This window comes from Clostridioides sp. ES-W-0016-02 (assembly GCF_020641035.1).
Classification (GTDB): Bacteria; Bacillota; Clostridia; order Peptostreptococcales; family Peptostreptococcaceae; genus Clostridioides.
Window position 1 is genome coordinate 740,644 of sequence record NZ_CP061361.1, and the last position, 16,759, is coordinate 757,402.

A 16,759-nucleotide genomic window follows, 5' to 3' on the forward strand; every position below is an offset into this window, starting at 1 on the left:
TGATTATACTACCTTTCCCATTTGATATGCTTTACTTAATAGATTAGGTAAAGCAGAGATAGAACCATATTCATCTGCACCTGTACCGCGCAAAACATCTTTAAGTGTTGCATTTTCAAAACAATCAATCCAGCCCTGCAATCCTTTCACTGCACCATCCATTGCATGTTCCTCTTTATCAGCAGCAGTTGCTAGAAGATAAATATCTCTAAAAGAATACTCTAAGGGAAATAGTGGATTAGAACGATCAAGTAATGTTTTCATCTGTCCACTCATTTCATAAAAATAGATTGGAGTTGAAAAAACAATTACATCAGCAGTCATCATCTTTTGTACAATCATATCGGCATCATCTTGCATTATACAATGTCCTGTTTTTGTATTCTGACAAGCAAGACATCCTTTACAAAAGTGAATAGTTTTATCATACAAACAGATTTTTTCAACAATATTTCCTGATTCTTTTGCTCCTTTTAAAAACATATCTGCTAACATTTCAGAATTTCCGTCTTTGCGAAAGCTTGTAGATATAATTAAGACTTTTTTGTTCATTTATTTATTCCTCCTCAATTTTTTTTATAAACTTTGCTGGTACACCTCCCACCAATGTATTAGGTGTCACATCTTTTGTTACAACAGCTCCAGCTGCTATAATTGCCCCATCTCCTACTATTACACCAGGAGTTATTGTGACATTAGCACCAACCCAGACACTTTTCCCTATTTTAATAGGTTTTGGGTGCATAGTGCTTCGTTTGCTTGGAGCAAAATCATGATTCAAAGTTGCCAATACTACATTATGACCAATTAACGAATTGTCTCCTATAGTAATACCACCTTGGTCTTGAAATCGACATCCTGAATTTATAAAAACATTTCTACCTATTGTTATATTTTTTCCACAGTCAGTATAAAATGGAGGGAACATGTTAAATGTTTCATCTACCTGTTTTCCAATTAACTCTGAAAATAATGTTCTAATTTCTTCCGGCTCATGATAATGATTGTTTAATTTAGATGTAATTTTCATGGCTTCATTGCTAAGTTCACTCATAAACTGATGTAACTTTGAACCTCCAACAACAGTAAGTCCTTGATTAAGGTGTTCTAAAAATGTATTTAAGTTCAAGTTCATTTTGCACATCCTTTCTGATTAACTGTAAGATTTTTTCAATACTTCTACACAATCCTCATGTGTCATTTCACAAGGATTTGCTGCAAATAAACCTCCCATTGTTTCTCGTGCACTTTTTGCTATTAGATTAAAATCTCCTGGTGTAATTCCATAATCGGACATTTTTAAATCTGCAACCCCACAAGCTTCTTGTAATTTGCTAAGAGCCGTAATAAAATCTTCTGCTTTGTTAGCATCTTTCATTCCCAATGCCTGTGCCATGCGTACAAAGCGTTCATCACAAGCATGTTTTTCTATAAAAAATCCAAAGAAAGCTTTAGAAATCATAATCAAACCTGCACCATGAGGAAGTCTTGGGTAATAACCAGACATAGCTTGTTCTAAAGAATGCTGTGCTGTAGTGACACTGATTGTCATGACAATTCCTGCAATTGTATTTGCAAAAGCCATGTGTTCTCTTGCTTTCATATCATTACCATTTTTTACTGCATGTGCAAGATAGTTGCCTACATTTTCGATAGCAGTTAAAGCATACATATCGCTCATAACACTGGAAAAAGAAGATATATAGCTTTCCACGGCATGGAATAAAGTATCAAATCCTTGATAAGCAGTAAATTCAGGTGGTACAGATTTCATTAATTCTGGGTCAATTATGGACAAAACAGGGAATAAAGAGTCATAACCACCAACACCAATTTTCTCATGGGTTTCTTCATTTGTAACAACTCCCCATTGGTCAGCTTCACTACCTGTTCCAGCAGTGGTTGTAATACAAACAACTGGTAGTGGTTCACTTTGTAATGGTTGAGCCTTTCCAGTACCTCCATTTACATAATCCCATAAGTCACCATCATTTGTCACCATCATTGCAATTGCCTTTGAAGCGTCCATGACACTTCCACCACCTAAGGCAATGATAAAATCGCATTCTGTTTTACGAGCACAGAAAGCCCCGTTCATGATAGAATTTTTATTAGGATTTGCGTCTATTTCATTGAATAACACAAATTCTACTCCTGCCATTTTTAACTGTTTTTCTGTTCGGGCAAGTGCACCATTTTCTTTAGTTGATTTTCCACTTGAAATAACAAGCAAGGCTTTCTTTCCAGGTAGTTTTTGTTGATGTAATTCATCTAAGCGTCCATTTCCAAAGATAAAACGAGTTGGTATATACATATTAAAATTCATATTTTTTTCTCCTTTTTATGTTATTGTTTTTATTAAAATTTATATCATAGTTTCTATACGTTTATTATATTAACGAAACAATATAATAGCAAATACTTATAAAGAATGCCTTCCCATAGTTGACAGGCATAGTAGGGAAAAGTACACTATAAATAGGAGGTATAGATAATGGAACTTAGAGTATTGAGATATTTCTTGGCAGTTGCAAAAGAGGAAAGTATTACAAGTGCAGCTCAATCACTTAATGTGACACAACCTACGCTTTCAAAACAACTTATGGAACTTGAAGATGAACTTGGGAAAAAGTTGTTTTTGCGTGGTAACAGAAAAATCACACTTACAGAGGATGGCTTATTTTTACGTAAACGTGCACAGGAAATAATTGACTTAACAGATAAAACTACTTCAGATTTTAACAATGATTGTGATGATATACGAGGAAATGTTTATATTGGTGGGGGAGAAACAGATGCTATGCGTTTTATTGCCAAAACTGCGAAAGAATTGAAGAAAGAATACCCTCATATCCGTTATCATCTATTTAGTGGAAATGCTGATGATGTAACGGAAAGACTAGATAAAGGGCTTTTAGATTTTGGAATTTTAATCGAACCTGCCAACATGGAAAAGTATGATTATATCAAACTTCCTGTTAATGATGTATGGGGATTGCTTATGAAAAAAGATTGTGAGCTTGCTCAAAAGAAAACGGTATGTCCAGATGATTTGAAGGAAATTCCTATCTTAACTTCACGTCAAACATTGGTTCAAAATGTAATTTCTGGTTGGTCTGGGCAAGATTTTCAAGCATTTAATATAGTGGCAACTTATAATCTTGTCTACAATGCTTCTCTTATGGTAGATGAAGGGGTTGGGTATGCTCTTTGCTTGGATAAGCTAATCAATACAACAGGTAATAGCAATCTTTGTTTTAGACCTTTAGAACCGAGATTAGAAGCACACTTAAATATTGTCTGGAAAAAGTATCAGGTTTTTTCTAAGGCAACTAAAATGTTCTTAAGTAAATTGCAAAGCGAAATTAATAATTTTGTATCAGAATAGAGAGACAGCTATTTAATTTATAATATTGTTTATATGAAGGTAGTGATTTTTATGAAGCGAGATTTATATGTAATGAGAGATAAAATAAAACTTTTTTATGCTGAAGATTATGATAGAAAACTAATATATGATATGGCATTTGAGGAAGATGAGATATGGAAGTCAATGTTTGACAATAAAGAGGATTTTGACTGGTCTGACATTCATGATGAAGAATCTTACTTTTTTAGTAGTAATCCTGGTATTAATAAATACTTGCTTATAGAATATGATAATCAAATTGTGGGTACCATTTCTCATGCATACAATGATGGTAAGATACCTAATATGGAGCTAGATATGTGGTTGCGTTCAATGAAATATACTGGGAAGGGGATTGGTTCAAAAGCTATGAAGTTGTTAATTGACAGCTTGACTAGAGACTATGAGGTAGGCACATTTATTATTCGACCATGGATTAAAAATTCTCGTGCTATAAAGGCCTATGAAAAATGTGGTTTTGTGGTAAGTGATTGTTTTAATCCTAAAGAGTATTATGGGAAATACTTCGATAAATGGGGTCAAGGTGATTATCCAGAAGGTGAGAATGTGAATATGATACTTTCAATAGAGTAGCTAACAATGCTATGAAAAAATATACTTTTGCTATTAGTAGTTCGATGTCTGGAAAATAAGAGATTAGAATAAAAATAAATATTATTCCCTAGGTTGTAAGTTTAGCAAAGGATATTTATACTCAGTAAAGAAATAAAATGTGAGGTCCAACAAGTTCCTATTAGTTAGGAAGCTTGTCAGACATTCTAGCAAAGTTTGAAAAACCTAAAGAATCTAAAGCCTATTGTAATTTATGGTTATAGCAATTTCTTAGTCATTAATTGGGATGTTTATTCAAAAGTAGTACTTAAAGTATGAATCTATGTTTAAAAGACTTATAAAAAAGTACAACAAGAGCTAGAATACAAATATTATATAAATAAAACATCATTGAAACTTATTTTTTCTAACTGGAAAGCATACTTCTGTTACCCAATTATCAGAATTACTGTCTTGACCAGGTCCTATATGATAAATATTAAACATAGGGCCGTCTACATCATAGTTATTGTCAGATATCCAATTACCAATAGCTTCACAAGCATCTGTAAGTTGATTGAAGTTTCCTTTTACAATAGCAGTTGCAGCAGTTACACTTGGAACAGTTCTAAACTTAACATTTTCAGTATCTTTATAATTTCCAGATACAGCAAGTTGTATTTCAACATCAACATAATTTTCTTTATACCCAACATCATAAAAGACTGCTTTAGAATAGTTAGGAACATCAACTTGTACATTATGCCCTTTTGTTTCTGAGAATAATTGATGCCATAGCATTCCTTCATCTTGATAAGTAGGTATAGTTTTTCTTAAAGTCATCATATATTTTGGAGCAAAGTCTTTTATAGTTACATCATAATTTTTCATAATATCAGTCCTTCCAATTCTCTCCATAGTAGTTTCTATTTTTAATAGTTTTTTTTGCGTGTCTTCTAGATGTTCTCTTACTTGAGAATAGTGAATATTTAAATACCTTATCAAGCTTTCTCTATCATTGTATTCCGTCAAAATTTCTTTGATAGAAGATAAGCTAAATCCCATATCTTTTAAGGCATGGATTCTATTTGTAGTGGAAAGTTGATTTGCACTGTAGTATCTATAACCATTAATTTTATTTATATGAGTTGGTGTTAAAAGTCCAATTTCATCATAGTGACGTAGCATGCGAATACTAATTTTACTAAGTTTTGAAAAATCGCCTATCTTAAACATATTTACATCTCCTTTATAAAGGTGTTATTTTTGAGCTCAATATCAATATAAACCATATCATAGTGGTAGAGTCAACTAAAAATTATATATTGACAAATAATAAAAAAATATTATACTGAACATGTTTAGAACGAAAAATGTAAATGTTTTGGAGGTAGGTTATGATAAGGTACTATCTTTTATATTGAATCAATGTATAATCAATGGAAATATGCAGGCACAACTTGCTATCATTTCTATGCTTCGTAATATATTTGGGGACGAAAAAGACGAAATGAGTTTAAGAACTATTGCCTTACAAATTATTTTACCTATACAAATGGCGGCTTTATCACCAGAATCATTTCAATTATATAGTGGTACAAATATAAAAGTTAAACATCAGAGAGATAAATTTATTGATATTTTAATAGAAAATATTATCAAATGAGATGATGTGAAATGAAACTTATAACTATTGGTGCAAGTGTTATTAAATATTAATCTAATCAGTCAAACATATGAAACCGCCAGAAGTAATAAAGGTAAAGGTTTATAAAATTTCTGACGGTTTTATTATATGTTACTAAGTATGGAAAATATTTACTAGATATAACATAAGTTAATAAGTATTAATAAGTACGTACTAGACATAACATGAGTTAATAAGTATTAATAAATATTTATTAGATATATCATAAGTTATTAAATACTAAGAAGCATTTTCTAGTTTGAGAGGGTTCTCTATACCAAAATAATCATATAAAGCTGAGCTTATTTCCTCTAAGTTTCCACTTTCAAAAGGAGATTGTAGATTAACTTTTTCTACTACATCTTTAAATCCTGCATCTGTATTTTGATTTAAAAAATCCATATATACATCAACAGCTTTTCTATAGTCACCTTGTGATAACTCCCATATTTGAAGAGATACATCAGATGCAAGACCATAACTTAAATAGTAAAAAGGAACTTGGAAATTATGAGATACAAGTATCCAAAATGGAGCATTTTTATCTTTAAGTATCTTATTAGATACTCCATATTCTTCTTCTAAATCAAAAAATAGTTTATTTATATCATTTAAGCTCATATATGGGTTTTTATATATAATTTCTTGAAACTCATCGTAAAGACAAGCATCAATAATTGTGTTTAAAACAATCGATAAGTGTTCTTTTTTTATTGCTTCAGATTGTTTTCCAAAGAATTCATCAAAATACTTGTAAAATAAAATTTCTAAAGATGTTGAATGAACTTCGCATATATCAATACTTGGCTGTATTGTATTATTTGAGTTAATACTGTTGTAGTAATTAAAAAAATGACCAAACTCATGAGCAAAGCTAGTAACACCTAAAAAAGAATTGTCCCATGTATTAAATAAAAAGGGTGCTTTGTACTTGGTTATATAAGTAGTATAACCTCCAGGTGATTTATTTTTCCCAGAGGAATAATCGTATAAGTCATACTTTTTCATGTAGTTAAAACACTCTTTTAATTTTGGAGATATATCTTCAAGTACTTTATCAAATTTTCTAAATGAACGATTCTTATATGCCTTAATATAAATAGAAGAGTCAGAAGGTTGTGATGTAACTTTCCTATATAATGGAACTATGTACTCTTTTACTTCACTTCTAAATTTTCTTGCATCCTCTTGGGAGTAATCTTTATTTAAATTTAAATAAGCATAATCTGTATAATTCTTAAAGCCTAGCTTAGTTGCTATTTCAGTTCTCGTCTGTACAAGTTCTAAAAAAATATTACCAAATATAGGGTTGTATTTTTTTAAGTAATCTGAATAGATTTTTACATATTCTTCATAAGTGAGATTGGGTTTTGACATGGCTTCTTCAAAGTCTATTTCCATTCCATCTACTGATACAGTAGACTTAGATAATAAGTCTTCATATTTAACAACTAAGTCTTGCTCTTTTTTAAGTAGGCTTTCTACTTCTTCTGAATTAAGCTTTCCAATGTTTTTTAAATAATTAAATCCATCTTTTCCAATTTCTTTTTTTAGTTCTTTAGAAAACTTAGAATTTACAAATGTATCCTGAAAATCTTTGTATGCCATATCGACATCCACAGATTTACTCATAAGGTATTTGTATTCTTTAGAGTAAAATTCATCTGATGAATCAATATTATTTCTAAGTTTTGCTATAGTAAGTGTACTATAAAAGTCTTGGTAAATCTTATCGACATTACTAAATACGTTCAATTGCTCTTTGGCATTTTTACATGTTAAAAGTTTATCGTTATATGTGTTAATATTTTCGCATACTGACTTTATGTCAGGACGCTTATATTCCATTTTTTCAAAAGGAATAGTTCCTCTAACTGAATCTTTTTTTGAATCATTAGTATAATTTTTTATGTATAATGCAAATATAATAAAAATTACAATTAAAATTAGAGAAATAAATAATCTTTTCTTGGATTTAATCATAGAAATCCTCCAATCATGGATATAGTTATTAGTTATTTTACTATATTAAATATAAAAAATGCATATTAAGAAAATTTAATATAAAAATATGGACAAGATTATAGATAATATAAAAATTTAACTTCAAGAAAATATATGAAAATTGTATTGGTAAAATGATAAATAAATTTTAAGTATAAAATACGAAAAACTATTCTACTATTAGACTTATTATATGCAAAAAATATAGAAATTTTTGATGTAATTGAAATTAAAAGACATATATAAAAATTTGCAATATTCTAAACAAAATTTATAAAAATTCATATCATTGTCTTTATACAATATTTATACTATAATAGAGTAATAATTTAGAGGAAAACTCTAAAAATAAACAAATTAAAGGTCTTAACAGTAATGATTTTATGTTAAGGAGGTATAAAGAAAGTTGAAAACAATAGTTAGAAGACTTATTCTCTACGCAGATGGAATGCGACCTACTCAAATAATAGTATCTGGGTTTGCAGCAACTATTTTAATTGGAGCAATATTGTTAACACTCCCGATATCGTCACAGAGTAGAGAGAGTATAGGTTTATTAAATGCTCTATTTACAGCTACTTCAGCGGTTTGTGTTACTGGTCTAGTTATGGTAGATACAGCAACTTATTGGAGTTTATTTGGACAGATAGTAATAATAACATTGATACAAATTGGTGGTCTTGGATTTATGACCGTAGCTACAATGTTTTCACTTATGGCACGAAAAAAAATACAACTAAGAGAAAGATTATTGATACAAGAATCATTAAACCAAGCAGACTTATCAGGGCTAGTAAAACTTACAAGGTTTGTATTAATAATAACTATAACCATAGAGGGAATAGGAGCACTAGTCTTATCAACTGTCTTTATTCCACAATTTGGTTTATCTAGAGGGATATGGTATAGCGTATTTCACGCAATATCAGGGTTTTGTAATGCCGGATTTGACTTAATGGGTAGTGTAAGTGGGCCATTTACATCGCTAAATTCTTATGTAAACAATTTTATAGTATCAATGACTATTTGTGCACTTATAGTGTTAGGTGGATTAGGATTTCCAGTTGTTCTTGATATTGTAAGAAAAAGAAGATTTTCAAAATTAAATGTGCATTCTAAAGTTGTTTTATTTTCAACTGCAATACTTATTTTAGTAGGTGCAATATTTATTTTTCTTATAGAGTTTAACCAAAAGGCCACTATGGCAGATTTACCTGTAAAAGGGAAAATATTATCAGCGATATTTCAATCAGTAACAGCAAGAACTGCTGGTTTTAATACACTTGATTTAGCTACTTTACAAGAAAGTAGTGTATTTATAATGATAATTTTGATGTTTATTGGAGCATCACCTGCATCTACTGGTGGAGGTATCAAAACAACAACATTAGCAGTTTTAATAATTACAGTTAGAAGTTTTTTATCAGGAAAATCTGATATAGAAACTTTTGAGAGAAGACTGGCTCCAACAACTATAAAAAAATCTCTAGGGATATTTGTAATTAGTATATCCGCAGTTATTTTTGGAACTTTGATTATTTCAATAACTCAACCTAAGTTTACACTAGTTCAATCAGCATTTGAGGTTACATCAGCACTAGCTACAGTTGGTTCAAGTTTAGCTGGAAGTGCAAATCTAAATGCTTTAGGTAAGGTTATAATAATAATCTTTATGTTTATGGGGAGAGTTGGTTCTCTTACTTTATTTATGGCTATACTTTCTGGAGGTAGAAGAAAGAGTCAGCCAGTTAGATACGCAGAAGGCAAGATTATGGTTGGTTAGAGTACCATTTATTAGATAAATCTATTAATAATGATATATAATCTAGGAAAATGAACTTAGATATAATCAATTAAATAAATCAATTAATGATAGAAATAATCTAGCAAATAAATTTAGCTATGATTAATAAAATAAAAATATTAAAATTAATTTATCTATATAAAAGTTAATTTAATAGATATTATACAAATTGTGTATTAGGGAGGAAGTTTCGAGATGAAGCAATATATAGTCATTGGATGTGGGAGATTCGGAAGTTCAGTTGCATCTACTATGCATCTTTTAGGACATCAAGTAATGGCAATAGACAAAAATGAAGATTCAGTTCAAAGTATATCTGATAAAGTAACTCATTCACTTATAGTGGATGTTACTGAGGAACAAGCATTAAGATCATTGGGTTTAGGTAACTTTGATGTAGCAGTAGTTGCAATAGGTTCTGATATAAGAGCATCTATAATGGCGACTCTTATAGCCAAAGAAATGGGTGTAGAGTTAATAATATGTAAGGCAAAAGATGAATTGCAAGCCAAAGTTCTTTATAAGATTGGTGCAGATAGAGTTGTATTTCCAGAAAGAGATATGGGAGTAAGAGTTGCACATAATTTAGTTTCTGACAATATATTAGACCATATTGAACTTGACCCAGAATATTCAATTGTTGAAATCGTAACTCCAAATGGTTGGGTTGGTAAAACACTTGTAGAACTTGAGCTTAGAGCTAGATATGAGATAACTGTGCTTGCCATCAAGACTGGTAAAAATATAAATGTGACACCTTCTCCTGATGAGGAACTTACAGCTGGAAGTATATTGGTTATAATTGGTCAAAACACTAGCATAACAGCTATTACATCTGGAAATAAGGGTATAATTAGAAGAAGATAGTTTATTATTTAAGATATATTTGATTGCAATGAAAGTAGATAGTATCATATAATTATGAATAGTTATATGATACTATTTTTATTTTAATCGAGAATAGAGTTTCAATCGAGAATAGAATTTTAATAGAAATAAAGATTTTAGAAGTAGGATAAAGAATGATAAGGAGGTTGTGCTAATATCAAGTTAGCATTTATATAAAATGATTACAACTATAAGCAGTAAGGATAATGAAAGATTAAAATATACTAAAGCATTATTAAAGTCAAAAAATAGAACAAAAGAATCAAAGTTCATAATAGAAGGGTACAGAATAGTAGTGCTTGCACTTGAATGTAATGCAAATCTTGATTATGTATTTATCAATGAGGATTTTGAAAATAAAAAGGAACACATGGAATTATTAGAAAACTTAGATAAAAAAAACACAAATATATATAAGACTACTAATAAAAACTTTAAGGAACTTGTAGACACAGAAAATACTCAAGGTATAATAGGTGTAGTTTCATTTAAGGAAAAAAATTTAAAAGAAAGTATAAATGAAAAAGATAAGTTTGTATTAATTTTAGACAGAATACAAGACCCGGGAAATATGGGAACAATAATAAGGACTGCTGACTCTGCTGGAGTAGATGCAATAATAGCACTAAAGGGATGCGTCGATATATACAATCCAAAAGTAATTAGGTCAACTATGGGCTCTATTTTCGATATGAATATAATCAATGCCATACAAGATGAAACTGTGGATATACTTAAATCACAAGGATTTAATATAGTTTCAAGTTATTTAAATACAGATAATTTTTATGACAAAATAGACTACGGTTCAAAAGTAGCTTTGGTGATAGGAAACGAAGCAAATGGGATAAATGAAGAGCTTGTATCAGAATCTGATATTTTGGTTAAAATACCTATATATGGCAAATCTGAGTCGTTAAATGCAGCAATAAGTTCTGCTATATTGATGTATGAAATAAAAAAATACTTAATTTAATGTATTGTAATAAATATAATGTCGTGTTATAATCTTGAATTAAATAGTAGAGTATCAAAAATAGTCAATATATTTTAAGCATGATTGATAAAAATATTATATGATTGTATTTTAAAATAGTCACAATAAAATAATCATATAGATAATCACAAAATGTAGATATAAATGATATAATACTAAAATAAACAATATAATATTGTAAATGCAATGAAAGAGGAAAGTATTTTGATTAAACTTAGTAAAGAGATAAACACCTAGGCTGGGAGTGTTTTCTAAGAGGTCAGGAGAAGTTCCCTCTAGAGTAACAAAGCTGAAATTTGATAGTAGGCTTTGACGTGAAAAACGCGTTAAGTTTGTTAGAGGTGGTTTGATGATTTTTAGATTGTTAAACTACTAGGGTGGTACCGCGAAACTATAGCCTTTCGTCCCTAGACAGGGATTGAGGGGCTTTTTTTATACAAAAAAACGAAAGGGTGATATGTGTGCAAGAAAAATTACTTGCTTTACGTGAAGCAGCTTTAGCTGAAATAAAAGAGGCACAAAGCATAGAAAATGTAGAAAGTTTAAGAGTTAAGTATTTAGGAAAAAAAGGTGAGATAACTGCCATACTTAAAGAGATGGGTAAATTATCTGCTGAAGAAAGACCAGTAGTTGGAAAAGTTGCCAATGATGTAAGAGAGAATATTGAACTTAGCATAAATTCTAAAAAAGAAGAAATAAATGCTATTGAAAAAGAAAGAAAGTTAAGAGAAGAAGTAATAGATGTTACTCAACCTGGAAAAGTATTGAAAGTTGGAAAGAAACATCCAATAACTCAAATTATAGATGAAGTAACAGATATATTTATCGGAATGGGATTCTCTATAGCAGAAGGTCCAGAAGTTGAAACAGTTGAAAATAACTTTGATGCATTAAATGCTCCTAAAGACCATCCATCAAGAGATATGAGTGATACATTCTATATCAATGATGGTGTATTACTTAGAACTCAAACGTCTCCAGTTCAAGTAAGATCTATGAGAAGCCAAGAGTTACCAATTAAAGTAATAGCACCAGGTAGATGCTTTAGATTTGATTCACCAGATGCGACACATTCACCAATGTTCCATCAAATAGAAGGACTTGTTGTTGGAAAAGATGTTACTATGGCAGAATTTAAAGGAACTATGGATATCTTCGTTGAAAAATTGTTTGGTTCTGATATCAAAACTAAGTTTAGACCTCATAACTTCCCATTTACAGAACCAAGTGCAGAGGTTGATGTTACTTGTTTCAAATGTGGTGGTAAAGGTTGCCCAATGTGTAAGTATGAAGGTTGGATAGAAATATTAGGTTCAGGTATGGTTCATCCAAATGTACTTAGAAATTGTGGAATAGACCCAGAAGTTTACAGTGGATTTGCATTTGGAGTTGGGGTTGAAAGACTTGCAATGCTTAAATATGAAATAGATGATATTAGATTATTATTCGAAAATGATATGAGATTCTTAAATCAATTTTAATTAGGAGGGTGTGTAGATGTTAGTATCTTTAAAATGGCTTAGAGACTATGTCGATATAGACATGGATGTAAAAGAGTTCGCTGATAAAATGACAATGACAGGAACTAAAGTTGAAACAATAGATTATTATGGTGAAGAAGTAGAAAATATATTAGTTGGAAAGATTTTAGAAATAAAACAACATCCAAATGCTGATAAGTTAGTTGTAACTAAAGTAGATGTTGGAGATAAAGTTGTTCAAATAGTTACAGGAGCTACAAATATATCAGAAGGAGATTATATTCCAGTAGCTGTAAATGGTTCTAAATTACCTGGAGGAGTTGAAATTAAACAGACTGACTTCAGAGGTGAATTATCAGATGGTATGATGTGTTCAGCAGCTGAATTAGGTATAGATGAACATTATATTGAAGAATACAAAAGAGGTGGTATATATATTTTAGACCACGAAGACTCTTATGAATTAGGAAAAGATGTAAAAGATGTTTTAGGATTAAATGATGCTTTAATAGATTTTGAATTAACTTCAAACAGACCTGACTGCAAATGTATGATGGGGATAGCTAGAGAAGCAGCTGCAACTATAGGAACAAAAGTAAAATATCCTGAAATAGAAGTAAAAGAAAGTGACGAGGAAATAGACTTCAAAGTTGAGATAGATAATCCAGATTTATGTAGAAGATATGTTGCTAGAATGGTAACTGATGTAAAAATAGAACCTTCTCCATACTGGATGCAAAGAAGACTTACAGAAGCAGGTGTAAGACCTATAAGTAACATAGTTGATATAACAAACTTTGTAATGTTAGAGCTTGGTCAACCACTTCATGCTTTTGATATAAATCAAGTAGAAACAGGAAGAATAGTAGTAAGAACTGCTAAAGATGGAGAAAAGCTTGTAACACTAGATGATGTTGAAAGAACATTAGACAAAGATATGTTAGTTATAACAAATGGAGAAAAATCACTTGGTCTAGCTGGTGTAATGGGTGGTGCAAACTCAGAAATAACTGACAAGACAAAGACTGTACTTTTCGAAAGTGCCAATTTCAAGCCAGAAAACATAAGAATGACAGCTAAAAAAGTGGGAATTAGGTCAGAAGCATCTTCAAGAAATGAAAAAGCCTTAGACCCTAATCTTGCAGAAATAGCAGCAAATAGAGCTGTACAACTTGTTGAAATGTTAGGTGCTGGAAAAGTATTAAAAGGAACTGTTGATGTATATCCAAATAAACCAGAACCTAAAAAATTAGTAGTAAATCCTCAAAGAATCAACCATCTTTTAGGTGTAGATGTACCAATGGAACAATTTGTAGGAATTTTAGAATCATTAGAATTTAAATGCAATTTAATTGCTGATGATAAGCTAGAAGTAGATGTACCAAGTTTCAGAACAGATATGGAGCAAGAAGCTGATGTATGGGAAGAAATAGCTAGAATTTATGGATTTGAAAATATACCTTCTGTACAATTAGAAGGAAATACAACAGCAGGGGTTAAAACTCCAAAACAAAAATTCATGGAAGCGCTAAAAAATAATTCAACTGCTGTAGGATTAAATGAAATATTAACATATTCATTTGTAAGCCCTAAGGGAGTTGACAAGATAAGAGTACCAGAAGGTAATATAAAGAGAAACTTTGTTAAGTTGATGAACCCATTAGGAGAAGAAACTTCTGTAATGAGAACTACTTTAATACCAAATATGTTAGATGTTTTATCAACTAATATATCTCATAAGATAGAAGAAGTATCAGCATTTGAGTGTGGACATATATTCACACCACAAGATTCAGAACTTCCTATGGAAGCAAATAGAATGTGTGTAGGTATGTATGGTAAAGATGTAGATTTCTTTGCATTAAAGGGAGCTATAGAAACTGTACTTGTAAATGTAGGATTTAAAGATTATGAAATTGAACCTCAAGATAATAATACTACCTTCCACCCTGGTAGATGTGCTAAAATAGTGTATAATAATAAATATGTAGGTACATTAGGTGAATTGCATCCAGATGTTATAGAAAACTACAATCTAGGGCAAAGAGTTTATGTTGCTGAAATAGATATTGATTTTGTATTTGATAATTCTGATAGAACAAAGAATTATGTACCATTACCAAAATATCCATCTACATCTAGAGATATAGCTCTTATTGTTAAGGATGATGTATTTGTAAAACAAATAGAAGATATAATAAAGGAAAATGGCCAAGGATTAGTAGAAAGCTACAAATTATTTGATGTTTACAAAGGTTCTCAAATAGAAGCTGGATATAAATCAATTGCATATTCAATAACTTATAGAAGTAAAGATAAAACTCTAACAGATGAAGAAGTAGCTAAGGTGCATGATAAGATATTAAGTGAATTAAGCAAAAAATTGAATGCTAACTTAAGATCAAATTAACAACTAATGTCGGGGAGGTTAGGATGAACAAAGTAATGGTAAAAATCCATGGCGCTGAGTATCCAATGGTTGGAGACAAGTCAGAGAAATTTATGATTAGTATTGCTGATTTTGTTGACAAAGAAATGGATAAGATAACACGTCAAAACCCGAAGCTAAGCTTATCAGTTGCTGCAATATTAACTGCATTAAATATATCAGACCTTTTATTTGAATGTTCAGATGAAAATGAGAGGTTGATTAAAGCTAATGAAGAATTGAGCAAGAAGGTTGGTTCATCCAACGAAGAACTTCAATTAGAAATCAAATCTTTAAAACTTACAATAGCAGAAAAAGAAGCAGAAAATCGTGAAACTGAAGCTAAAATGAAAGAGTTAATTGAGATTATAGAAAATAAAAAGCAAGAAATATTTGAACTTAGTAATACAACAGAAGGCTCTAAAGCCGAGTTAGATGCTTATAAAAACAAGATAGAAGAGTTAACTGCTCAGCTTGAAGAATCAAATGAAAGAGCTACTATAGCTGAAAATTTAGCTTCTGAGTTTCAAAACAAGGCTTATGATTTACAGCTAAAATGTACAGGGTTAAATAATGATGTAAAAAACGTGGAATAAATTAAAAGATTTGCTGTCTCTTGTTTTTTGAGACAGCTTCTTTTAATTTATAAATAATAAATATAAATAACATGTAATGTATACATATAACTAGTGTATAAATAATATGTAAATATAAAATTTTTTTAAAATATTAAAATAAAAAATAATATCTAAAAGAATTTTGATTTGGTATCTATCAATAGAAAGTGAGATGTTTATATATGACAAAACAGAGCCAGATGTCTGAATCATTCTTCTTATGCGCTTTATTGGCAATAACAGGAGGATTTTTAGATATTTATACTTATGTAGTAAGAGGAAAAGTATTTGCTAATGCACAGACTGGAAATATAGTTTTATTTGGTCTTAACATAGCAGAAGGTAATGTCAGGAAATCTTTTTATTATTTTATTCCTATTTTGGCTTTTATTTTAGGGGTGTTGATAGCAGAAAAAATAAGAAATCATTTTAAAAATAATAATAGAAAGATTCATTGGCGACAAGTTATCATTGGAATTGAAATGATTACTATACTTATTGTTTCTTTTATTCCTCAAGGAAAATTTAATATGTTTGTAAATGTTGCTATATCTTTCATTTGTTCAATGCAAGTTGAGAGTTTTAGAAAGGTAAATGGCAACACATTTGCAACAACAATGTGTACTGGTAATTTAAGAAGTGCTACAGAAACACTATTTCATTATGTGCAAACTAAAAATATTTTTATGATAAAGAAGAGTTTGCAGTATTATGCTATTATTATATTCTTTATTTTGGGAGCTATTTTGGGAACTGTTTTTACAAAGATTTTTGTGGAAAAATCTATATTAATATGTTTCCTTATTTTATCAGTAGTCTTTATAGTTATGTTTATCAATAAAGATGATTCTTTTAATTTAAATTAACAAAACAATAGAGTCATTATTTGATA

The 16,759-nt window shown here is 30.1% G+C and carries 15 protein-coding genes and 1 other annotated feature; of the genes, 10 read left to right on the forward strand and 5 right to left on the reverse strand.

What is annotated here, in order from left to right; translation table 11 throughout:
• Positions 1-3: 3 nt before the first annotated feature.
• From IC758_RS03820 to IC758_RS03830, 3 genes are read right to left on the reverse strand one after another with little or no spacing between them, the layout of a single operon-like run.
• On the reverse strand, positions 4-552 hold the full coding sequence (locus tag IC758_RS03820) for a flavodoxin family protein (protein WP_227433481.1): 549 nt from the start codon (positions 550-552) through the stop codon (positions 4-6).
• A gap of 4 nt (positions 553-556) precedes the next feature.
• Positions 557-1,129, reverse strand: coding sequence for a DapH/DapD/GlmU-related protein (locus IC758_RS03825; protein WP_227824794.1), 573 nt, complete (start codon positions 1,127-1,129; stop codon positions 557-559).
• 24 nt (positions 1,130-1,153) lie between these two features.
• The gene (locus IC758_RS03830) at positions 1,154-2,326 is read right to left on the reverse strand and encodes an iron-containing alcohol dehydrogenase (protein ID WP_227834743.1); all 1,173 of its coding nucleotides are present in this window, start codon (positions 2,324-2,326) and stop codon (positions 1,154-1,156) included.
• 168 nt (positions 2,327-2,494) lie between these two features.
• Here IC758_RS03830 and IC758_RS03835 point away from each other — a divergent pair, with 168 nt between their 5' ends.
• The gene (locus tag IC758_RS03835) at positions 2,495-3,388 is read left to right on the forward strand and encodes a LysR family transcriptional regulator (protein ID WP_227433479.1); all 894 of its coding nucleotides are present in this window, start codon (positions 2,495-2,497) and stop codon (positions 3,386-3,388) included.
• 51 nt (positions 3,389-3,439) lie between these two features.
• Positions 3,440-4,003: a GNAT family N-acetyltransferase gene (locus IC758_RS03840; RefSeq protein ID WP_227433478.1), complete on the forward strand. Its 564-nt coding sequence runs from the start codon at positions 3,440-3,442 to the stop codon at positions 4,001-4,003.
• 366 nt (positions 4,004-4,369) lie between these two features.
• Here IC758_RS03840 and IC758_RS03845 read toward each other — a convergent pair whose 3' ends face one another.
• The gene (locus IC758_RS03845; protein WP_227834742.1) at positions 4,370-5,197 is read right to left on the reverse strand and encodes a MerR family transcriptional regulator; all 828 of its coding nucleotides are present in this window, start codon (positions 5,195-5,197) and stop codon (positions 4,370-4,372) included.
• A 121-nt stretch (positions 5,198-5,318) separates the two neighbouring features.
• Here IC758_RS03845 and IC758_RS03850 point away from each other — a divergent pair, with 121 nt between their 5' ends.
• On the forward strand, positions 5,319-5,627 hold the full coding sequence (locus IC758_RS03850) for a hypothetical protein (protein ID WP_227834741.1): 309 nt from the start codon (positions 5,319-5,321) through the stop codon (positions 5,625-5,627).
• A 261-nt stretch (positions 5,628-5,888) separates the two neighbouring features.
• Here the strand turns inward: IC758_RS03850 and IC758_RS03855 are convergent, their stop codons facing one another.
• On the reverse strand, positions 5,889-7,631 hold the full coding sequence (locus IC758_RS03855; protein ID WP_227834740.1) for a peptidase M3: 1,743 nt from the start codon (positions 7,629-7,631) through the stop codon (positions 5,889-5,891).
• Between the two features lie 427 nt (positions 7,632-8,058).
• Between IC758_RS03855 and IC758_RS03860 the strand changes: the two genes are divergently transcribed.
• The 7 genes from IC758_RS03860 (at position 8,059) to IC758_RS03890 (ending at position 16,733) form a co-directional block, all read left to right on the forward strand.
• The gene (locus IC758_RS03860) at positions 8,059-9,435 is read left to right on the forward strand and encodes a TrkH family potassium uptake protein (RefSeq protein WP_227433474.1); all 1,377 of its coding nucleotides are present in this window, start codon (positions 8,059-8,061) and stop codon (positions 9,433-9,435) included.
• Between the two features lie 216 nt (positions 9,436-9,651).
• A complete protein-coding gene (locus IC758_RS03865) occupies positions 9,652-10,323 on the forward strand; it encodes a potassium channel family protein (protein ID WP_227433473.1) in 672 nt (223 codons plus the stop codon).
• 199 nt (positions 10,324-10,522) lie between these two features.
• Entirely contained in the window at positions 10,523-11,320 is a 798-nt protein-coding gene (locus tag IC758_RS03870; protein WP_227834739.1) for a TrmH family RNA methyltransferase, read from the forward strand.
• Between the two features lie 198 nt (positions 11,321-11,518).
• Positions 11,519-11,753: a binding site (T-box leader), on the forward strand.
• A 49-nt stretch (positions 11,754-11,802) separates the two neighbouring features.
• Complete coding sequence (gene pheS / locus IC758_RS03875; RefSeq protein ID WP_227433471.1) at positions 11,803-12,822, forward strand: phenylalanine--tRNA ligase subunit alpha; 1,020 nt, start codon at positions 11,803-11,805, stop codon at positions 12,820-12,822.
• A 16-nt stretch (positions 12,823-12,838) separates the two neighbouring features.
• The gene (pheT, locus tag IC758_RS03880; RefSeq protein ID WP_227824718.1) at positions 12,839-15,232 is read left to right on the forward strand and encodes a phenylalanine--tRNA ligase subunit beta; all 2,394 of its coding nucleotides are present in this window, start codon (positions 12,839-12,841) and stop codon (positions 15,230-15,232) included.
• Positions 15,233-15,255: 23 nt separating this feature from the next.
• On the forward strand, positions 15,256-15,846 hold the full coding sequence (gene zapA / locus IC758_RS03885; protein WP_227433469.1) for a cell division protein ZapA: 591 nt from the start codon (positions 15,256-15,258) through the stop codon (positions 15,844-15,846).
• Between the two features lie 203 nt (positions 15,847-16,049).
• Complete coding sequence (locus tag IC758_RS03890) at positions 16,050-16,733, forward strand: YoaK family protein (protein WP_227433468.1); 684 nt, start codon at positions 16,050-16,052, stop codon at positions 16,731-16,733.
• Positions 16,734-16,759 lie beyond the last annotated feature (26 nt).